Annotated in this window: 20 protein-coding genes; 3 read left to right on the plus strand and 17 right to left on the minus strand. The window is 71.0% G+C overall.

Features of this window, described 5'->3' with window-relative positions:
- The 6 genes from AB0M83_RS30460 to AB0M83_RS30485 form a co-directional block, all read right to left on the minus strand.
- Nucleotides 1-209: hypothetical protein (locus AB0M83_RS30460; protein WP_364521983.1), on the minus strand; the 209-nt coding region annotated here is incomplete at its 3' end.
- A gap of 35 nt (nucleotides 210-244) precedes the next feature.
- Entirely contained in the window at nucleotides 245-1156 is a 912-nt protein-coding gene (locus AB0M83_RS30465; protein ID WP_364521985.1) for an NADP-dependent oxidoreductase, read from the minus strand.
- A gap of 12 nt (nucleotides 1157-1168) precedes the next feature.
- The gene (locus AB0M83_RS30470) at nucleotides 1169-1807 is read right to left on the minus strand and encodes an HD domain-containing protein (RefSeq protein ID WP_364521987.1); all 639 of its coding nucleotides are present in this window, start codon (nucleotides 1805-1807) and stop codon (nucleotides 1169-1171) included.
- Entirely contained in the window at nucleotides 1804-2526 is a 723-nt protein-coding gene (locus AB0M83_RS30475; RefSeq protein WP_364521988.1) for an alpha/beta hydrolase, read from the minus strand. The genes AB0M83_RS30470 and AB0M83_RS30475 overlap by 4 nt, the downstream gene beginning before the upstream one ends.
- 160 nt (nucleotides 2527-2686) lie before the next feature.
- Nucleotides 2687-2932, minus strand: a complete 246-nt coding sequence (locus AB0M83_RS30480; protein ID WP_285479013.1) for an ATP F0F1 synthase subunit C — start codon at nucleotides 2930-2932, stop codon at nucleotides 2687-2689.
- 264 nt (nucleotides 2933-3196) lie between these two features.
- Nucleotides 3197-3679 carry a MarR family transcriptional regulator gene (locus AB0M83_RS30485; protein WP_364521990.1) on the minus strand — a complete coding sequence of 161 codons (483 nt, stop codon included), beginning with the start codon at nucleotides 3677-3679 and terminating at the stop codon, nucleotides 3197-3199.
- Nucleotides 3680-3788: 109 nt separating this feature from the next.
- On the opposite strand from AB0M83_RS30485, the gene AB0M83_RS30490 reads away from it, so the two are divergent.
- A complete protein-coding gene (locus AB0M83_RS30490; protein WP_364521992.1) occupies nucleotides 3789-4979 on the plus strand; it encodes an FAD-dependent monooxygenase in 1191 nt (396 codons plus the stop codon).
- A gap of 144 nt (nucleotides 4980-5123) precedes the next feature.
- Here the strand turns inward: AB0M83_RS30490 and AB0M83_RS30495 are convergent, their stop codons facing one another.
- From AB0M83_RS30495 to AB0M83_RS30520, 6 genes are all read right to left on the minus strand, one after another.
- Nucleotides 5124-5729 (minus strand): hypothetical protein, encoded by a 606-nt coding sequence (locus tag AB0M83_RS30495; protein WP_364521994.1) that lies wholly within the window; start codon nucleotides 5727-5729, stop codon nucleotides 5124-5126.
- A gap of 29 nt (nucleotides 5730-5758) precedes the next feature.
- Nucleotides 5759-6898, minus strand: coding sequence for a hypothetical protein (locus AB0M83_RS30500; protein WP_364521996.1), 1140 nt, complete (start codon nucleotides 6896-6898; stop codon nucleotides 5759-5761).
- The gene (locus AB0M83_RS30505; RefSeq protein ID WP_364521998.1) at nucleotides 6895-7233 is read right to left on the minus strand and encodes a hypothetical protein; all 339 of its coding nucleotides are present in this window, start codon (nucleotides 7231-7233) and stop codon (nucleotides 6895-6897) included. The genes AB0M83_RS30500 and AB0M83_RS30505 overlap by 4 nt, the downstream gene beginning before the upstream one ends.
- Nucleotides 7234-7256: 23 nt before the next feature.
- Entirely contained in the window at nucleotides 7257-7742 is a 486-nt protein-coding gene (locus AB0M83_RS30510; protein WP_364522000.1) for a YbaB/EbfC family nucleoid-associated protein, read from the minus strand.
- Between the two features lie 98 nt (nucleotides 7743-7840).
- Complete coding sequence (locus AB0M83_RS30515) at nucleotides 7841-8800, minus strand: glycine betaine ABC transporter substrate-binding protein (protein WP_364522002.1); 960 nt, start codon at nucleotides 8798-8800, stop codon at nucleotides 7841-7843.
- Between the two features lie 20 nt (nucleotides 8801-8820).
- Nucleotides 8821-11268, minus strand: coding sequence for an ABC transporter permease subunit (locus AB0M83_RS30520; protein WP_364522004.1), 2448 nt, complete (start codon nucleotides 11266-11268; stop codon nucleotides 8821-8823).
- 115 nt (nucleotides 11269-11383) lie between these two features.
- Between AB0M83_RS30520 and AB0M83_RS30525 the strand changes: the two genes are divergently transcribed.
- Nucleotides 11384-13222 carry a cellulase family glycosylhydrolase gene (locus AB0M83_RS30525; protein ID WP_364522063.1) on the plus strand — a complete coding sequence of 613 codons (1839 nt, stop codon included), beginning with the start codon at nucleotides 11384-11386 and terminating at the stop codon, nucleotides 13220-13222.
- 43 nt (nucleotides 13223-13265) lie between these two features.
- On the opposite strand, the gene AB0M83_RS30530 is transcribed toward AB0M83_RS30525, so the two are convergent.
- The 3 genes from AB0M83_RS30530 to AB0M83_RS30540 are packed head-to-tail and all read right to left on the minus strand — an operon-like array spanning nucleotide 13266 to nucleotide 16575.
- Complete coding sequence (locus AB0M83_RS30530) at nucleotides 13266-14021, minus strand: glucose 1-dehydrogenase (RefSeq protein ID WP_364522006.1); 756 nt, start codon at nucleotides 14019-14021, stop codon at nucleotides 13266-13268.
- Between the two features lie 11 nt (nucleotides 14022-14032).
- Entirely contained in the window at nucleotides 14033-15025 is a 993-nt protein-coding gene (locus tag AB0M83_RS30535; RefSeq protein ID WP_364522008.1) for an LLM class flavin-dependent oxidoreductase, read from the minus strand.
- On the minus strand, nucleotides 15022-16575 hold the full coding sequence (locus AB0M83_RS30540) for a long-chain fatty acid--CoA ligase (RefSeq protein ID WP_364522010.1): 1554 nt from the start codon (nucleotides 16573-16575) through the stop codon (nucleotides 15022-15024). Before AB0M83_RS30540 ends, AB0M83_RS30535 begins: the two co-directional genes overlap by 4 nt.
- A 116-nt stretch (nucleotides 16576-16691) precedes the next feature.
- On the opposite strand from AB0M83_RS30540, the gene AB0M83_RS30545 reads away from it, so the two are divergent.
- Nucleotides 16692-17309, plus strand: coding sequence for a TetR/AcrR family transcriptional regulator (locus AB0M83_RS30545; RefSeq protein ID WP_364522012.1), 618 nt, complete (start codon nucleotides 16692-16694; stop codon nucleotides 17307-17309).
- Here AB0M83_RS30545 and AB0M83_RS30550 read toward each other — a convergent pair.
- Nucleotides 17302-17625: a DUF4387 domain-containing protein gene (locus tag AB0M83_RS30550; RefSeq protein WP_364522014.1), complete on the minus strand. Its 324-nt coding sequence runs from the start codon at nucleotides 17623-17625 to the stop codon at nucleotides 17302-17304. The genes AB0M83_RS30545 and AB0M83_RS30550 overlap by 8 nt on opposite strands.
- A complete protein-coding gene (locus tag AB0M83_RS30555; RefSeq protein WP_364522065.1) occupies nucleotides 17618-18982 on the minus strand; it encodes an acyclic terpene utilization AtuA family protein in 1365 nt (454 codons plus the stop codon). Before AB0M83_RS30555 ends, AB0M83_RS30550 begins: the two co-directional genes overlap by 8 nt.
- Nucleotide 18983: the final 1 nt, after the last annotated feature.

Below are 18983 nucleotides of genomic sequence, written 5' to 3' on the forward strand. Positions count from 1 at the left end.
GCGCGTTCGTGCGCGGCCTCCGGCGGCAGGCCACCTTCCCCCGGCGCGGCCCTCGCCTCCGAGGTCTGGTGCCCGGCGCCCGGACCGCGCTGCGCGGGCACACGCTGCGCCGGAGCGCCGCCCGCGCGTTCGTGCGCGGCCTCCGGCGGCAGGCCACCTTCCCCCGGCGCGGCGTTCGCCGTGTTCGAGGTCGTGGCCGGCTGGGGCATCGGCGTGCTCCGCCAGGTGGTCCGGGCGCGGCTCGTCAGTCCGCCGCCACCTGGATGAAGGTCTTGCCGGGGACGCGGCGGGGGCGGGCGAACGCGGCGGGCGCCTCGGCGAGCGGGCACACCTCGCCGACGAGGGGCTTGAGGCGTCCGTCCCGCACCCGTTGCGCCAGGTCCGCGAGCCGCGCGCGGTCGGGCTCGACCACGAAGAAGACGGCGCGCGCGTCCTTCGGGTGCACGGTCGGCGGCTCGGCGATGGTCACCAGGGTGCCGCCGGGGCGCACCAGCGCGGCCGACTTCGCGAGGACATCGCCGCCGAGGACGTCGAAGACCACGTCGGCCTGCTCGCCCGGCTCGGCGTCCGGCTCCTGGAAGACGTGCGCGCCGAGGCCGAGCACGAGGTCGCGGTCGCGGGCCCGGCCGCTCGCGATCACCCGGGCGCCCGCCTCCCGGGCGAGCTGGACGGCGATCGACCCCACGCCGCCGGCGGCGCCGTTGATCAGCACGGTCTGGCCCGTCGTGAGCCCGGCGTGGTCGAACAGTCCCTGCCACGCGGTCAGGCCGGAGATCGGCAGCGTCGCGGCCACGGTGTGGTCGATGTCGGCGGCCAGCGGGGCGAGGTTTCGCGCTTCGACGGCGGTGTACTCGGCCAGGGTGCCGTTGCGCGTCCAGTCGGCGAGGCCGAAGACCCGCTGGCCGACGGTGAGGCCGGTGGTGCCGTAGCCCAGCTCGACGACGACGCCGGACAACTCGTGGCCGGGAACGCTCGGTGTGCGGTCGCGGCCGGCGCGGTCGGTCCAGGTGGCCGGCCAGCCGAGTTCGCCCGGGGTGAAGCCGGCGGCGTGGACCCGCACGATGACGTCGTTTTCGGCGGCGTGCGGGTAGGGCAGTTCGGCGGGGGTCAGCCCGTTGACGCCCGCGTCGCGGTCGCTCACGGTGATGGCTTTCATGACTTCTCCCGTTCAGCTCGGCCAGGCGGAGCCGAGGACGCGTTCGACGGTCGTCGTGCGCCGGAAGCCGGGGATGAAGTGTGCGAGCACGTCGGCGTTCACGGTGCCGTTGGTGGTGTCGGGGCGGTTCTTCTGCCCCTCGAAGTAGGCGGTCAGGAACTCGTTCTTGAAGTCGTCCCGCGGGTGCGCGGCGACGATCTCCGCCACCCGGTCGGTGTCCAGCTCGCCGAGCCCGAACCCGACGACGTCGGTCAGCACGCCGAAGTGCGTGCCGGCGATCTCCGGCCCCATGCGGCCGGGAATGCCCGGCGTCGTGTGCAGCGCGATCGCCGTCCACACGGTTTCCGCGGCGGCGGCGGAGAACCCGTGCTCCAGCAGGAACTTGCGTCCGTGGTCGGCCCCGTCGACCTCGAAGCGCTGCTCCACATCGGAAAACGGCGTCGCGAGGCCGGTGTCGTGGAACATGGCCGCCAGGTAGAGCAGCTCGGGATCCGGTTCCCCGCCGAGCCGCTCGGCGTGGATCCGGCCGAAGAAGTAGACGCGGCGGGAGTGGTGGTAGACGAGCGGGCTGGTCGTCTCCCGGAGGTGCCGGGTCGCTGCGGCGACCGCCGCCGTGTCCGGGACTTCGATGCCCGCGATGACCTCGGTCATGACTTGAGCCTTTCCTCTTCGAGTTTCGCGACGAACACGTCGGGGCGGGTCAGGAACGCCTCGTGGTCTCCGGGGACGCCGATCGGCTCGACCCCGAGCCGAGCGGGGAACCGCGGGCACCAAGCGTATTCCCCCGGTGGCATGGCCAGATCGGCTTCGCCGGCGAGGTAGCTGACGGGCAGCCGAAGCGGCGGCGCGGCCATCGGCTGCTCGAAGTAGTTCATCGGCTGGGGAACGAGCAGGTCGTACAGCAGCTTCCGCGCGGGCTCGGGGGTGTTCTGGGCGAAGGCGTTCTGCCAGATCTCGTAAGGCAGGACCACCGAGTGGTCGGCCGACTCGCGGGCGAGCTGCCGGAACAGGGCCGCGTGCCCGGGCGGCACGTCGTCCACGAGCGCGACGCCGTCTTCCGGCACGAAGGCGCTGTAGAAGACGAGCCTCCGCAGGCGGTGCGGGACCCGGTGGGCCGCCCCGAAGACGGGGTAGCCACCCCAGCTGTGGCCCACCAGGGTGACGTCGGTGAGGTCGTTCCGCTCGAGGAAGCCGGCGACGAAGTCGATGGTGTCGGTGAGCCGGTACCGCCGGGGGTCGTCGCCGTCGGCGAGCCCGGGCAGGGTGAGCGCGAAGACCCGGTGTCCGCGGGCGCGCAGCCGGTGGGCGACGGGGCGCCAGGACCAGGCGCCGTGCCAGGCCCCCGGGACGAGTACGTAGGTCTCCACCATCGAGCGAACCACCTTCCTGTGGCTCCACCGCCGGCGGGCACCATCGCCACCCGGCCTGAGGTCGACGCTAGCCCGACCTTTCGTTACAGTCAAGTCATGTAACGTATCTGACGCGGCCAGTGGCGCCCGCGCGCGGGGGCACCGCACGCAGGCGCCGGCTTCACTTGGTGGACGCGATGAAGTACACGACGATGCCGATCAACGCGAGGACTTCGGTCAGCACGAAGGTCGAATAACCGATCGTCTGCAGTTTTCCTCGCGCTTCCGGCTGGCGCGCGGTACCATTGATGACGGCCGCGAAAATCAGCCCGACTCCGATTCCCGGGCCGATCGCGCCCAGTCCGTAGCCGATGGCGGCGAGACCGGGGTTGATGTTGGTGGTCTGGGCCAGAACAGCGTCGTTCATGGACATTCCCCTTCACATCGGTCCACGCACATGTTCGCGCGGAACAGCGGCTTCTCGTGTCGCAGGCAGCAGAAGAAAGGCGCCGGAAATCGGCGGGCGCGTCAGGTAGCTGGATCTCGCCGGGCAGGAGAATCGACGGGGCGGGATATCACCGGAACCGATGGTTCGAACACGGCAAGGATATCGTCGAAAAGGACGGAATGCCGCTGCACGGAACGCGTTACCGCGGTTCGCTCGCAGCGAAAACACCGGGCACGGCGAAGATCAGTCCTCTTCGGTGGCCGCCGAGAGGAACGCCGCGAGATCGTCGGTGAAGCGCAGCAGCAGGTCGTAGAAAGCCCGGCGGTCCGTCTCGGACCACCCGGACAGCGCCTCCCCGAACCAGCCGAGGATCGTGGTCACGTACCGGTCGGCCAGCTCCGCGCCGTCCGGGGTCAGCTCGACCAGGCGGGCGCGCCGGTCGTCGGGGTCGGCCAGGCCGTGCACGAGCCGCCGCCGTTCGAGCACGTGCAGGTGCCGCGTGACGTGCGGCCCGGCGACCTGCATCCGCTCCGCGATCTCGCCGACGCGCATCGCCTTCCCGGTCATGTGCAGGGCGAGGATGATCGACAGCCCGGGTCGGTCGAGGTCGACTCCGATCCGCTTCATCGCCCGCTCCCCCAGGCCGCTGCGGTTCATCAGGTTGCCCAGCTGCATGAGCCGGGGCAGCACGGAACGCAGCTCGTCGCCGGCGTCGGTGGCGGCCATCACACCCCTTAGATAGCTAACTTAGGTATATAGTTGCCTCATGCCGCGGATCTTCCCGGCATTGTCGCACCCGCCACATAGATACCTAACTTAGCTATCGGGGGTCACCATGAACACCACACCGCGCACCGCCTTGATCTCGGGCGCGAGCATCGCCGGTCCCGCACTGGCCTTCTGGCTGCGGAAGGCCGGTTTCGCCGTGACCGTCGTGGAGAAGTCGGCCACGATCCGGGACGGCGGTTACCCGATCGACGTCCGCGGCACGGCCCTGGACGCCGTCCGGCGGATGGGGATCCTCCCCCGCCTGCGGGACCTGCACATCTCCACCCGCCTGCTGACTTTCCTCGACGCCGACGGCAGCGAGATCGCCGCCCTGGAGCCCAACGCGATCATCGGCGGTGTCGAGAGCGAAGACGTCGAGATCCGCCGGGGCGACCTCACGAACACGCTGTACGACCTCGTGCGCGACGACACCGACTTCCGCTTCGGCGACAGCATCGAGACGCTGACGCAGCACGGCGACGGCGTCGACGTCACCTTCCACAGTGGCCGCCAGGAGACCTACGACCTGGTGTTCGGCGCCGACGGCCTGCACTCGGCCACCCGCGGGCTGGTCTTCGGCGACGAAGAGCGGTTCCACCACTACCTCGGCTACAGCTTCGCCGGGTTCACCATGCCCAACGACTTCGGCCTCCACCGCGAAGGGCTCTCGTGGAGCACCCCGGGCAAGGGCGCGGCGCTCTACGCGGTGCTCGAGAGCAAGGAAGTCCACGGTTTCCTGGTCTTCGCCCGCCCGAACCCGCCGATCGAGGCGTTCCGCAACCCCGACGCCCAGCGTGATCTGGTCGCCGAGACATTCGCCGGCGAAGGCTGGGAAATCCCGCGCATGGTCGAGGCGATGCGCGAGGCGGACGACCTGTTCTTCGACGTCGTCAGCCAGATCCACCTGCCCCGGTGGACGGACGGCCGCGTCGCACTGATCGGCGACGCGGGGTACGCACCGTCGTTCATGACCGGCCAGGGCACGAGCCTCGCCCTCGTCGGCGCGTACGTGCTCGGCCACGCGCTGGCCACGATCCCCGACCACGCGGCGGCCTTCGCGGCGTACGAAAGCCGGTTGCGGAACTTCGTCGAACGCAACCAGGCCCTGGTGACCGAAGGCAAGGCCACGTTGTTCCCGGCCACGGCGGAGGCGCTCGCGGAGCGGAACGCCGCGCTGAGGAAGCTCACGACGGTCCCGGCGCCCACGCCACGGCCCGAGCACTCGGCGCTCACGCTGCCGGACTTCCCGGACTGCTGAGGGCGAGCTCGGCAAAGGCGACACGCGGGGGCGCGGCGGGACCGCTTCCGGGCGACCGCGCCACCGGCGACGAATGCCCCACGGCCTTCAACGGAGCCGCGTCCGTGGGGCGGGGCGCGGGGTCGCCGTGCGGCCGGCCGCCGCTCACTCCGGCCAGCGGACCTCGTCCGGGTACGCATGGAACTGCCGCAGGTGCCGTTCTTCCGTTCGGCCCTGCAGCGGGAACGTGAACCGCGAGCCGTCCGGCCAGGTCAGCGTGCGCTTGCGGAAGCTGACCTCCGGGGCGCTCGTGCCCCGGGCCTCCCAGAGGACCTGCGGCTCGGGTGCGTCGGCCGGGTCCACGTACGTCGACCCCGTCTCGACCAGTGCGACCGACGTCGGCGAGCACACCAGCCACGGGCCCTTCGCCCGCCGGAGGCGGTCGAGCGGCTCGAGGACCTGGGCGTCCGCGGGGCCGGTCACGTGGACCGCGCGCTCGCCCTTGCCGCCGCCGCTGCCCGCCGCGCTCGCCAGGTACGCGACGAACCCCACCGCGGCGCCGATGCCGCGCGCGACGTTCCCGAACGCCCGCAGCACGGGCCGCGAACCCTCGACCGTGCCGTCTTCGCGGCGGCCGGGGACGGCGAACCGCAGGTCCGCGTCACCCAGGCGCAGCACGATCACCGGCTCCCGCCAGCGCTCGCGCATCAGCGCCTCCACGCGCTCCCGGAACCCGGGGCGCACGAGCGCGGCGTCCTTCGCGGACTCCATGCGGTCGCCGAACTCGACGGCCTTCCGGGCTAGATGTCCAAGTTCCGCCGGGTCTCCTCCGGGCTCTGGTCCCCGCCGATCGCGCTCTTGTCGAACCACGGTTCGTCCTCCTCGGGGGTGACCGCTTCCTTGCCTTCGGTGAACGCCGTCTTGCCCGCCGCGATCCCGGCCTTCACGCTCGCGCCCGCGACCAGCGGGCTCGCGCCGACCGACGTGCCGAACATCGTTGAAAGCATCCGGTTCCCGGGCGTGAGCGCCACCCCGGCCGTGTTCTCGAGCGTGTCGAGGCCGAAGCGCGACTCGCCGGCGTACCGGCCGAGCCGGAACTTCCGGGTCATCTCCACGACCTTCGTGGAGTACTTCGCGAGGAACTCGATGAACGTGTCGAGCAGCTTGCCGAACTTGCCGAGGTAGCGGGTGACCTTCTGCAGCACGCTCGCGGCCTTGGCGATCGACGCCGTCATCGCGGCGGCGACCGAGCTGCCGAAGCTGATCACCGACGCGGCCAGGGCCGGCAGCCAGATGGTGATCAGCCAGGACACCAGCTCGGTGATGATCGCCTTGATCACCTCTTCGATGACCTGCATGACCATCGACCACATCTGCAGCACCTCGGCGACCGACCCGGCCGCGGAGCCGACGCCGCGGATGCCGGAGGAAAAGTCGCCGAGCGCCTCCTTGGCCGCCTTGCCGGCTTCGTCGACCCACTCGGCCAGCGCCGTGTCGCCGGTCTGCTCGAAGTCCTCGGCGAGCGCGACGAAGCCGTGCGCGATCGAGGCGAAGTTCTCCGACGCGTGCCCGATGGCCGGCCCGTCGCCGGTGACCGCGTGCAGCGCGTCCTGCAGTGGCTGCACCAGCTCCAGCAGCATGTTCAGCCCGTGGCTCACCAGCCAGCCGATCGGGTCCATCGCGAAGGTGACCATGTCGGTCGCGGCGGCGCCGACGAACGCCGCGCCGTCCCCGACCAGCGCCTTGCCCGCCGAAGCCAGCTCCCCCACGCCGTCCGCCGAAGCCGCCTGCTGAGCGTGCTCGGCGATCGACTTGCCGGACTTGTACACGGTGCCGACGACCGGCGTGGCCTCCGCCGCGCGGTCGAGGTTCGCGCTCATGCTCTCGTCGTACGGCTGGACGTCCAGCGCGTCCGCGATGCTCCTCTTGGGCTCGGTCACTTGCCCTGGCCTCCGATCGCGTCGATCTCCGCCTCGTACCGGCCGAAGGCGATCACGCCCGCCTCTTCGGTCCCGCGGTACATCTCGGCGGCCTTGGTCATCTTGGTGGTGAGCCCGTCGACGCCGTCCTTCAGCTCGCCCAGCAGCGAACGCAGTTCGCCGAGGCGCTCGGTGTAGCCCTGCTTCGCCCAGATCCCGACGACGCCCCAGGCCGTGTCGGTCACGTCGGCGGCGTCGATCTTGGCCACGAACTTGTCCGCCTCCTGCTCGTAGAACGGCAGCTGGCGCGCGTATCCGGAGATCGCGTCGATGTTGGTCTGGATTCCGTCTGACATCGCGGAAGTTCCCTCGGTCGGTTTCAGGAGCGGCGGAGGATCGGGCCCTGGTCGAAGTCGTCGTCGTCCCCGGGCGCGGGACGGCGTCGCGGCCGCGGCGCCTCCTGCTCCGACGCGGGTTCCGGCGCCGCGGTTCCGAACGCTTCCGCCTGGGCCTGCCGGACCTGCCCGCTCACGTCCACGCCGAGCTGGTCCCCGAACGCGTCGTCGACGATGGCGGCCTGCTGCTGGGCGGCTCCGGCCACGGCCTGGCGGAGGGTGGCCATGATCCGCTGGGCGAGCTGGCCCGCTTCCAGGTGCATGGCGCCGGCGGTGAGCCGCAGGTCGGTGACGGTCCCACCGGCCCCCGCGGTGACCGTCACCGTGCCGTCCGGCGAGGTCACCGAGGTGCCGACCTGGGCGATCCGTTCCTGCATGTCGCCGACGCCGGCGAACCGGGCTTCGGCCTGGCGGACCTTCGACTGGAAGGTCTCGAACTGGGCGATCAGCTGGTCCATTTCGGCCGACATCGTCACTTCCTTCGCGGTACGGGGCTTCGCCGGATCATGACAGATCCACTGCGTCGGCGCGGCATTTCGGCGGAATGCGAAGTACCGGGCCGACCCGCTCAGCTGATGAAGCCCGCCGCCTTGAGCCAGTCGTGGGCCACCGTCGCCGGCTTCTGGCCGTCCACGCTCACCTTCTTGTTCAGGTCCGTCAGCGTCGCCGTGTCCAGCTTCGCCGCGATCGGCGTGAAGAGCTGCTCCAGCTGGGGGTACTTGCCCGCGACGCCGGACGCGATCGAGATCGCCGGGTTGTACGTCGGGAAGAAGTGCTTGTCGTCCTCCAGCACCGTCAGCTTCTGGCCGGCCACGCGCCCGTCGGTCGAGGCGACCGAGCCGAAGCCGCACGGGTCGCCCTTGCCGATGCTCGGGTACACCACCGCGTCGTTGAGCAGGTGGACCTGCGGGTCGGGCAGGGTGAACCCGTAGGTCTTGGCCAGGCCCGGGAACCCGTCGTCGCGGCTGCGGAACTCCGGGCCCATGCAGGTCGACGCCGCGGCCGGATCCCGCTTCACCAGCGCCGCGTAGTCCGAGATCGTCTTCACGCCGGTCTTGGCCACCGTCGCCGGGTTGCCCGCGATGGCGTACGTGTCGTTGGCGGGCGAGCGGGCCCACCACGTGACGCCGTTGGCGGCGTCGGCCTGCTTGACCGCGTCGTACTGCGCCTGCGGGTCGGCGATCGGCTGGGTCTGGTGGAGGTAGCTGATCCACGCGGTGCCGGTGTACTCCCAGTACAGGTCGACCGCGCCGCTGGTGAGCGCCTGGCGGACGTTGCTCGAGCCGGTGATGTTGGTCTTGTCCTGCGGGCTCGCCCCGGCCGCCTGCAGCGCGACGAGCGCGATCTGGCCGAGGAGCAGCTGCTCGTCGAACTCCTTGGAGCTGACGCGGATCTGCGCGCCGCTCAGCGCGTCGATCTTCTTGATGGATCCCTCGCCCACCTGGGCGCCGGTCTGGTCCTTGCCGATCGTGCACCCGGCGGCGAGCGCCGTGACGAAGGCGAGAACGACGGCTGTAGTGCGTCGCATGGCTTGTCCTCCTTGGGTTCTCACGTTCCGCGCGGGTGCAGGACCTCCTCCGCGACCAGGCCCAGCCAGTCGGCGAAGAGCGCCAGCGCGGCGACGACGATGCCGAAGGTCAGGCTCAGGATCGGGCGGTACAGCCCGATCCCGGCGACGAGCCCGCCGCCGAGACCGCCGCCGTCGATGAAGGTCGCGAGCGTCGCGCTCGCCACGGTGAGGACCAGCGCCGTGCGGATCCCGGCGAGGATCACCGGGACGGCCAGCGGGAGTTCGATCCGCCACAGGATCGCCGTCGTCGTCATGCCCATGCCGCGCGCGGCGTCGACGAGGGTCGGGTCGACGCCGTCGAGCCCGACCATCGTGTTGCGCAGCACCGGCAGGGTCGCGTAGACGACCAGCGCCGTCACCGCCGTCGCGGTGCCCGTGCCGATCCAGAGGGCGAGCAGCACGACGAGCCCGATCGACGGGATGGCCTGGCCGAGGTTGCCCAGGCCCAGGCCGACCGGCCGGACCCACCGGGCGCCGGGGCGGGTCAGCAGGATGCCGAGCGGGAGGGCGATGGCGAGCGTGCACACCGTCGAGATCAGCGTGAGCCGCAAGTGCGCGCCCAGTTCGGCGAAGATCTCGCCGGCGTTGAGGTAGCGCTGCTCGATCGAGTCGATCGGCTGCGCGCGCACGAGCAGGAAGAGCGCCAGCAGGGCGAGGGCGATGAGCACCGGCCGGACCAGCAGCCCGAGCCGGCGCCGGCGGGGCCGGGACGGCGTCACGCTGTCCGGAGCCGTCGCGGGCGTGCGCGCCGGCGCGGGCACTTCTCCGGCGGGCCGCAGCGCCGCGACCAGGCCGGCGACGTCGCCCACCCCCAGCGCGCGCCCGGTGCCGTCCTCGACCACGACCGCGGTGCGGCCGGTGCGCACCATCGTGTCGAGCGCGTCCCGGAGGGTGGCGCCGTGCGGAACCGACGGCAGCCCGTCCGAACCGGTCACCGGCCGGAGTTCCAGCTCCGACACCGGGATCAGCCCGAGCCGCTTGAGGTTCCGCCGCGAGCCGACGAAGGACGCGACGTAGTCGTCGGCCGGCGCGGCGAGGATCGCCTGCGGGGTGTCGTACTGCGCGATCTCCGAACGCGGGCGCAGCACGGCGATCCGGTCGCCGAGCTTGAGCGCCTCGTCGAAGTCGTGCGTGACGAACACGATCGTCTTGCGCACTTCCCGTTGCAGGCGCAGGAACTCGTCCTGCAGCCGGGCGCGCGTGATCGGGTCGGTGGAGCCGAACGGCTCGTCCATCAGCATGACCGGCGGGTCCGCGGCCATCGCCCGCGCGACGCCGACGCGCTGCTGCTGGCCGCCGGACAGCTCACGCGGGTACCGGAGGCCGTGTTCGCGGGTCAGGCCCACGACGCCGAGCAGTTCCCGCACGCGGGCGGCGACGCGGCGCCGGGTCCAGCCGAGCACGCGCGGCACCACGCCGATGTTGGCGTCCACGCGCAGGTGCGGGAACAGCCCGACCTGCTGGATCACGTACCCGGTGTGGCGCCGGTGCTCGTCGACGTCGAGCGCGGTCACGTCGGTGCCGCCGATCGTGATCGCGCCCGAGGTGGGTTCGACGAGCCGGTTGATCATCCGCATGGTCGTCGTCTTGCCGCACCCCGACTGCCCGGTCAGCACGACGATCTCGCCCGCCGGGATCCGCAGCGTGAGGCGGTCGACCGCGGGCAACGCCTGCCCGGGGTAACGCTTGCTGACCTCACGCAGCTCGATCGTCTCGCCCGCGGTGCCGGTGGTCTCCTCCGGCGCCGTTTCGGGAAGGGGGCGCGGCCGCCGCAGCGTCGTGAGCTTGCCGACCACCACGAAGGCCAGGTCGAACAGCAGCGCCAGCACGACGATCCCCAGCGTGCCGGTCAGCACCTGGTTCAGCGAGTTGACCGCGCCGAACCGGCCGAGCCCGTCGAAGATCTCGTTGCCGAGCCCGGGGCCCTTGACGTACGCGCCGATCGCCGCGATCCCGATCGTGATCTGCGTCGACACGCGGATCCCGGACAGGATCACCGGCCACGCCAGCGGCAGCCGCACGCGCCACAGCACCCGGGCGCGGCCGAGGCCCATGCCGCGCGCCGCGTCCACGACCGCGGGGTCGACGCCGCGCAGGCCGACGATCGTGTTGCGCGTGATCGGCAGCAGCGCGTAGAGCACCAAGGCGACCAGGACGTTCGTCAGCCCGAGTCCGAACGGGCCGATCAGGATGCCCAGCAGCGCGATCGACGGAATGGTCAGGAAGGCCGCGGTCGTGGTGGTCGCCAGCGAGCCGAGCCACCGCCGCCGGTAGGTGAGCAGGCCGATCGTCATCCCGGCCAGCACGGCCAGGGCCACCGCCGCGAGGGTCAGGTCCACGTGGAGGATCGCGTCGTTGACGACGTCGATCCAGTTCTCGCGGAGGTACTCGAACAGGCTCAGGACCGCGCTCCTCGGGCGTCGCAAGGCGGAAAGTCACCCCCAGCCCAACACGTTCGCGTGGTCCTGTCCACCGCCGGGTTGATCCACCTGGCCGTATCCAACTCGTGGGCAAGGTGGTTAACCTCCGGCCGTGAGGTTCCTGGGTGTCGTGCTCACCGTGCTCTCGGCCGCCGGCTTCGTGGCCGTTCCCGCCCCACCGGCGTCGGCCGCGGCCGATCCGCCGGCCTTCGCGGGACCGCTCAGCACCCGCGGGCGCTACATCGTCGACGCGAACGGCGACCGCTTCAAGCTGAAGTCGGCCAACTGGCACGGCGCGAGCGGCACGTGGACCGGGTCGGGCGACGCGGGCGACCCGGCGAACCACCACGCCGGCGAGATCGCCTACCAGACCCCGCTCGGCCTGGACCGCGCCTCGATCGACACCGTCATCGACGGGCTCGCGCAGCTGGGCCTCAACAGCGTCCGGCTGCAGTTCTCGAACGCGATGATCCACGACACGCGGGCGGTGCCGGACCTGCCGGCCAACCCCGGGCTGCACGGGCTGACGCCGTTGCAGGTCTACGACCGCGTCGTCGAGCGGCTCACCGCGCGCGGGTTCGCCGTGATCCTCAACAACCACACGACGACGTCGCGCTGGTGCTGCGGGCTCGACGGGAACGAACGCTGGAACACCGCGCAGACCGAGCAGCAGTGGCAGGACGACTGGCTGTTCATGGCCCGTCGCTACGCCGCGAACAAGCGAGTCGTCGGCGCCGACCTGTACAACGAAGTCCGCCGGAACACCTTCGACGACCCGAACTGGGGCTGGGGCAACGGCACGGACTGGCAGCGCGCGAGCCAGCAGGTCGGCGACCGCATCCTGACCGAAGCCAACCGCGACCTGCTGATCATCGTCGAGGGCATCAACTGGACCGGCCTGCCCATCGACGGCTTCGCGCACGGACGGCCCACCCTGGAACCCGCCCGCACCCTGTCGCACACGCTCGTCGACTCCGGGAAGCTGGTCTATTCCGCGCACTTCTACGCCTACACCGGCCCGAACCACTCCGGCGCGACCGGCATCGGCGAGACCCACGACCCGCGTTACCGCGACCTCTCGCCCCAGGAACTGCGGGACACCCTGTACCGGCAAGCGTTCTTCGTCGAAGCCGAAACCGGCAAGCACTACACAGCACCGCTGTGGATCAGCGAGTTCGGCGAGGGCCGCGGCACCACCGACGCCGCTTCGCGCGCGTGGTTCGAGAATTTCGTGGACTACCTCGCCCGGACCGACACCGACTTCGCCTACTGGCCCGCCGTGGGGTTCCACACGAACGGATCCGGGGACGGGTGGTCGCTGCTCGCCTGGGACGCGGCCGGCCACCGCATCGACGTCCTCGACGGGACCGACTGGCGTGGCCCGGCCTGGCGGCGGCTGGTGACCGCACCGTCGCGCACCGGGCAGGTCCAGCCGGCCGGGCACTGGTCGATGCTCAACCTGGACTACGCCGACTTCCAGGAGTCCCGCACGGTCCGCGGGCGGCCGGACTGGGACCCGGGCGCGCGCAAGGGCGCCTGCCCCGACGGCCAGCGCCTCGCCGGCCTGGCGCACACCGGCGGCCGCGGCCTCTGCACCGGCACGCTGCCGACACCGGCCGCGTACACCGCAGTCCGCGACGAGTCCTTTGTGGACACGGACTGGGCGTCGGGCTACAGCAAGGTGCAGTGCCCGCCCGACCACGCGGTGGTCGGCTACAGCCTCAAGGGCGCGGCGGTGTCCGCGGTGTTGTGCGGCCGCTCCCCCGGCCCTCTCGGCCGAGCGGGCCGCACGGTCTGGTTCGACCGTGGCGACAACCGCCCGGCCGGCGAGCCGGGTGGAGACTTCGCTTCGGGCAACTACAAGGGACAGTGCGCGCCGGGCGAGTACGTCGCCGGTGTGGCCTACACCGGCCGCATCGGTTCGAACCGCACGCCCGACGCGCTGCTCTGCCGCTCCTGAGTGACCACGGCCGGTGGGTCGCGCGGACCCACCGGCCGTTCCGTCACACCAGCGAAGCGGTCAACCCGCCGTCGAGGACGTAGTGGCTGCCCGTGACCCAGCTCGCCCGGTCGGACGCCAGGAACGCCGCGACCTCCGCGATGTCCTGCGGGGTGCCGAGGCGGCCCTGCTTCGCCGCGACGAGGTCGCCGAACGGGACCTGGGTCGCCGCCTCGAAGTCGGGGACGAGGCGCTCGACCATGGCCGTGTCGGCGAAGCCCGGGCAGACCGCGTTGACGCGGATGCCGGCCGGCCGCATCTCCACCGCCGCGACCCGGGTCAGCTGGATGACCGCCGCCTTCGTCGCGCAGTAGGAGCCGAGCAGCGGGCTGCCGCCGATGCCCGCGATCGAGGCGATGTTGACGATGTTCCCCTTCGACTCCACCAGGTGCGGGGTCGCCGCCTTCATCGCCACGAACGTGCCGCGCACGTTGACCGCGAAGATCTTGTCGAAGCTCTCCGTGGACTGCTGCAGCAGGGGCGACGCCACCTCGATCCCGGCGTTGTTGACCAGGACGTCGAGGCCGCCGAGGAGGTCGACCGCCTGCTGGATGGCCGCCTGGACCTGGGCCTCGTCGGTGACGTCGCAGTTGGCGACCCCGGCGGCGCCGATCTCGTCGGCCGCCTGCTTGGCCGCGTCGGCATCTCGGTCGCTGATCACGACCCGGGCGCCGCGTTCGGTGAACAGCGCCGCGATCGCCTTGCCGATGCCCGCGCCGGACCCGGTGACGAAGACGCGCTTTCCCTCGAGTTCGGACATGCTGGTTCCTCTCACATCGCTTCGATCTTGGGCAGGATTTCTTCCTTGATGCGCTTCAGGTCGTCCAGTGTCTTCGCCACCGGCACGCCTTGGAAGGGCGGCCACAGGAACGGCATCGTCAGCCCGGCTTCCCGGTACCGCTTGAGCCGGTCGGTGATCTGCGCCTCGGAGCCGACGAGCAGGTTGGTGCCCTTGCCCAGCGGGCTCTGGTCCACGTCCTGGTCGGTGATGACGAACCAGATCATGCTGGAGATCTCGAGGTCGTCGACCGAGCGCCGGGTGTCGAGCTCGTCGAGTTCGCGCTGGATCTCGGTGCGCCACCGCCGGATGTCGTCGGGCGAGTCCTGGATCCCGATCCAGCCCGACAGGCCGTACTTGGCGATGCGGGCGGCCGAGCGCTTCGGGTCCTTGAGGCCGCTGAAGAAGATCGGCGGGTGCGGCTTCTGCACCGGCTTGGCGCCGAACCCGGCCGGCTCGAAGTCGGCGAACTCGCCGTGGTACTCGAAGACCTCGTTGGTCCAGATGCCCTGCATGATCTCCAGGGTCTCGCGCACGTGCTTGTGCCGCTTGGGAAAGATGTGCGCGGCGCTGGCGGCGGCGAACTCCTCCGGCATCCAGCCGGAGCCGACGGCGACGTTGAGCCTGCCGCCCGAGAGGTGGTCGATGGTGGCCAGCTCCGCGGCGAGCACGCCGGGGGAACGGTACGGCGTGTCGATGATGCTCATGCCGATCCGGACCTTCGAGGTCTTCGCGGCGAGCCACGGGAGCAGCGGCATGCCCTGGAGGAACTCGCCCCGCGAGCTCACCGGGAGCTGCTTGCCCATTTCGTCCAGCATCCCGAAGGGGTACTGCATTTCGCCTCGGTCCGAGGCCTCCGGCACGATGATCCGGTCGAGCGTCCAGACGGAGTCGAAGTCGAGGTCTTCGGCGAGCGCGGTGAGGTCTTCGAGCTCCCGGACGGTCACCTTGTCCCGGAAGTTCGGCAGGTAGAGCGCGAGTTTCATGGTCGGACAGCCTCCTTGCTGGTTTGAGTGAAGGTGGAGCGGATGTCGGCTTTGAGCACCTTGCCGACTCCTGAGCGCGGCAGCTCCGGCCAGATTTCGATCTGCTTCGGCGCCTTGACGCTGCCGATGCGGTCCTTGACGAACGCGATCAGCTCGCCCGGGTCCAGCTCCCGGCCGGGCTGCAGCTGGACGACGGCGGTGACGCGTTCGCCCCACTTGTCGTCGGGCAGCCCGATCACGGCGCAGTCGCGGACGGCGTCGTGGGCCATCACCGCCTGCTCGACCTCGGCGGAGTAGACGTTGAAGCCGCCGGTGATGACCATGTCCTTGGCGCGGTCGACGATGTGGAGAAATCCTTCGTCGTCGAGGAAGCCGATGTCGCCGGTGTGGTGCCAGCCGTGCGCGGACGCCTCCGCGGTGGCTTCGGGGTTGCGGTAGTAGCCGGCCATCACGAGCGAGCCGCGCACGCAGATCTCCCCGCGCTCGCCCTTCGGGACCGGCCGTCCGTCCTCGTCGAGGATCGCTACCGTGACCAGCGGCGAAGGGCGGCCGGCCGACGACAACCGTCCCGTGTGGACGGTGCCGTCGGGTCTGCGGTGGTCGGCGGGCGACATCGTCGAGATCATCATCGGGGCTTCGGACTGGCCGAACAGCTGCGCCATCGGGCCGATGCGGGCGAGGGCTTCGGTGAGGCGGGTCGTCGACATCGGGGCCGCGCCGTACCAGAAGCACTGCAGGGACGAGAGATCCGTGTGCGCGAGCGCGTCGTGGCCGAGCACCATGTAGATCAGCGTCGGCGGCAGGAACGTGTGGGTGACGCGATGCCGCTCGATCAGCTCCAGGAAGCGGCCGACGTCGGGCTTGGCCATGATCACGACTTCCCCGCCGCGGGCGAGGATCGGGAAGCAGAGGACGCCGGCCGCGTGGGTCAGCGGGGCCAGGGCCAGGTACACGGGGCGGCCGTCGAAGGGGTAGCTCATCAGCGTGATCGCCGTCATCGCCTCGAGGTTGCGGCCGGTGAGCATGACGCCCTTGGGGCGCCCGGTGGTGCCGCCGGTGCCGACCAGGGCGACGACGTCCTCGGGTTGCGCGGCTTCGGCCGGCGGATCGTCGCGAGCCGCGTCGAGCCAGTCCGGGAAGCCCGGCGCGAAGTCGTCGCCGTCACCGAGGCGGACGAGCGTGGTCAGCTTGGGGAGTTTCGGGGCGATCTCCCGGACCAGGCCTTCGAAGGCGGGCTGGAAGATCAGGGTGGCGCAGTCGAACAGGTCCAGGAGTTCGGCGTTCTCGCCGGCGGCGTTGCGCGGGTTGATCGGGCACCACACGGCACCCGCGCGGGCGATGCCGAAGACGCAGGTGAAGGCGGTCGGATCGTTGGCCGAAAGGATGCCGACCTTGTCCCCGGGCCGCACGCCGGAGTGCCGCAGGGCGCGGGCCACGGCCTGGGCGAGCTCGACCACTTGGCCGTACGAGACGGAGTTCCCGTCGAGGGTCAGGCACGGCGCGTCCGGGTCCAGGGAGGCGCCTTTTTCCAGGTAGAAGTACAGAGACATCGTCGTCCCTCCCGAGCTCCGTCGGTCGCTGGACACGACCTTGGCCGCCGTTTGGACGAATGTCAAGATTTTCTTGGACGATTGGTCAGAGAACCGCGCGATGGTATCTTCGGCCGGTGACCAGCCCAGCCGCCGTGCGGCGCCGGACCCGGGTCGACAAGTTCGAGGACCGCCGCCGCGAACTCGCCGACGCGGCCCTGCTCGCCCTCGCCGACCTCGGCTACGCCCGCACGAGCCTGCGCACGATCGCCGAGCACACCCAGTTTTCGCACGGGCTGCTGCACTACTACTTCGCCGACAAGGTCGAGCTGATCACGTACTGCGTCCGCCGCTACAAGGAAGCGTGCGTGAAGCGCTACGAGGGCGGAGTGGGCGGGGCGGCCACCCCGTCCGCGCTGGCCGAAGCGTGCGCGGACGGGCTGGCGGCGGCGCTCGAAGAGGCGCCGCTCATGCACCGGCTCTGGTACGACCTGCGGTCGCAGTCCCTGTTCGAGGAAGCGTTCCGCGACGACGTCGCCGAAATCGACGACAGCCTGCAAGAGATGATCTGGCGCAACGTCCGCGCCTACGCCGAGCTGGCGGAGGCCGAGCCGACGTGCACGCCGCCGGAGGCGTACGCCCTCTTCGACGGGCTGTTCCAGCAAGCGTTGCAGCGGCACATCGTCGGCGCCGAGGACGCGCTCGACGACCTCCGGCGCGGCGTTCGCAAGCTGTTCCCCCGCCTCGTCAGCTGACGGCCGGGATCACCATCCGCGCCAGCGGCACGTGGTGCTGCCCCGCGTGCATGTCACGGTCCCGCAGCGAACCCTGGCTCACCGGGCGCGGGAACGAAATCTTCACCACGTTCAGCGACGGGATGCGGAAGATCCGGATCGTCTCCTCGTCGACCCGGTAGAGCGACGCGATCACGCGCTCGTTCAGGAACGTCTCGTCCGCCGCGATCCGGTAGCCGTCCGCGTCCCGCAGGAACAGCTCCATCGTCACCCAGAACGGGCCCGCGTTCTTGGACCGGACCTCGTGGGCCAGCTCAGCCAAAGTCGTGTCAGGCACGGGTCTCCCCCTCGAACTCGATCCGGAACAGCTCCAGCGGCGCGCAGTCGACGACGTGGTTCAGCACGAACTCGTACGCCGCGCCGCGCTCGACCTCCGCCGGGGACGACGGGAACGCGAAGCTCGGCAGGTAGTCCATCGCCGGGGTCGGCAGGTGCAGCATCAGCGGGTTGGCGACCTTCGCCACCGCGGTCGCCGTCGCCTGGTCGGGCGCGTTGATCAGCAGCATCACGCCCACCTCGCGCGGCGGACCGCTCTCGGGTTCGAGGTCGCCCAGGACCGCGTTGTGGCCGTACAGCCGCAGGTCGAACGCGTACTCGTCGCCGGCCAGCCCCAGTGTCTGGCCCACCCGCTGCGTGATCAGCGCGCGCATCAGCGCCGCCCACTCGTCGATGTCGGCGAGCACCAGCGGGTCGCGGATGGCCGAGAACGACATCGTTTCGTACCCGGTGATCCGCGCGCCTTCGAGCTTGATCGTGTGCTGCTCCGCGACGTGGAACCGCGACCCTTCCACCCGGACGATCCGGTCGTCGACGGCGGTGTACACCGCATCCCGGACGTCGAGCGTGCCGTCGGGTTCGCGCATCTCGAAGGGGTCCGCCGTCTCGTAGAGCATGTGGGCGGCCACCAGGATCGGCGTGCACGCAGCACCCGGGTCGAGCGGCTCGATGGTGAAGCCGTCGGCGTCGATCGTGGCCAGGACCCCGCCCGCGCGCGGGTTGTCCGTGCACTGGCCGCCGCACTCGACGATCTTGGCGGCGTGCCACGTCGGCCCGGCCGGCATGCCCTTCATGAGCGGGTAGGCGGCCGCCACCGCCGTGTCGGTGGCGCGGCCGGCCAGCACGACCTGCGCACCCGCGCGCAGCGCTTCGACGATCGGTTCGTGCCCCATCGCGCCGACGATGTGGGTGCAGCTTTCCAGGGTCTCGGCGGCCAGCTCTCCCAGCGGGGGCAACGGATGCACGCGGCCCGCGCCGAGGTGTTCCTTCAGGTCGGCCGCGTCCTGCTCGCTGTAGATCTTCGCGACCTTCAGCTCCAGGCCCTCCTCCGCCAGCACCTCGGCGGCGATCCCGGCGACCCAGTCGACGCCGGCGTCGGTCCCGCTCGTCCCGCACGAGCCCACGATCACCGGGATCCCGGCGCCGGCGGCGGCGGTGAACAGGCTGCGCAGGTCGCGCGCCACGGCCTTGGCGGTCGTCTTGGCCGTCGCCGCGCCGAGGTAGTGGGGGCCGGAGTCCGTGGACCCGCCGTCGATGCTGATGACGTCGGCGCCCAGGGCGATGCCGCGCTCGACGGTCGCGTGGTCCCAGCCCGCGCCGAGCATGCCGCTCGGCGCCAGCACTCGCACCATGTCCATG

It is taken from the genome of Amycolatopsis sp. NPDC051106 (assembly GCF_040682775.1).
Lineage (GTDB): Bacteria > Actinomycetota > Actinomycetes > Mycobacteriales > Pseudonocardiaceae > Amycolatopsis.

What these genes read in the sequence shown, in the direction of transcription:
- AB0M83_RS30470 (WP_364521987.1), bottom strand. Translation starts at nt 1,807, where the DNA reads ATGACCGAGGTCATCGCGGGCATCGAAGTCCCGGACACGGCGGCGGTC.
- AB0M83_RS30505 (WP_364521998.1), bottom strand. Translation starts at nt 7,233, where the DNA reads ATGTCAGACGGAATCCAGACCAACATCGACGCGATCTCCGGATACGCG.
- AB0M83_RS30480 (WP_285479013.1), bottom strand. Translation starts at nt 2,932, where the DNA reads ATGAACGACGCTGTTCTGGCCCAGACCACCAACATCAACCCCGGTCTC.
- AB0M83_RS30530 (WP_364522006.1), bottom strand. Translation starts at nt 14,021, where the DNA reads ATGTCCGAACTCGAGGGAAAGCGCGTCTTCGTCACCGGGTCCGGCGCG.
- AB0M83_RS30555 (WP_364522065.1), bottom strand. Translation starts at nt 18,982, where the DNA reads ATGGACATGGTGCGAGTGCTGGCGCCGAGCGGCATGCTCGGCGCGGGC.
- AB0M83_RS30490 (WP_364521992.1), top strand. Translation starts at nt 3,789, where the DNA reads ATGAACACCACACCGCGCACCGCCTTGATCTCGGGCGCGAGCATCGCC.
- AB0M83_RS30465 (WP_364521985.1), bottom strand. Translation starts at nt 1,156, where the DNA reads ATGAAAGCCATCACCGTGAGCGACCGCGACGCGGGCGTCAACGGGCTG.
- AB0M83_RS30535 (WP_364522008.1), bottom strand. Translation starts at nt 15,025, where the DNA reads ATGAAACTCGCGCTCTACCTGCCGAACTTCCGGGACAAGGTGACCGTC.
- AB0M83_RS30515 (WP_364522002.1), bottom strand. Translation starts at nt 8,800, where the DNA reads ATGCGACGCACTACAGCCGTCGTTCTCGCCTTCGTCACGGCGCTCGCC.
- AB0M83_RS30510 (WP_364522000.1), bottom strand. Translation starts at nt 7,742, where the DNA reads ATGTCGGCCGAAATGGACCAGCTGATCGCCCAGTTCGAGACCTTCCAG.
- AB0M83_RS30475 (WP_364521988.1), bottom strand. Translation starts at nt 2,526, where the DNA reads ATGGTGGAGACCTACGTACTCGTCCCGGGGGCCTGGCACGGCGCCTGG.
- AB0M83_RS30495 (WP_364521994.1), bottom strand. Translation starts at nt 5,729, where the DNA reads ATGGAGTCCGCGAAGGACGCCGCGCTCGTGCGCCCCGGGTTCCGGGAG.
- AB0M83_RS30485 (WP_364521990.1), bottom strand. Translation starts at nt 3,679, where the DNA reads ATGGCCGCCACCGACGCCGGCGACGAGCTGCGTTCCGTGCTGCCCCGG.
- AB0M83_RS30540 (WP_364522010.1), bottom strand. Translation starts at nt 16,575, where the DNA reads ATGTCTCTGTACTTCTACCTGGAAAAAGGCGCCTCCCTGGACCCGGAC.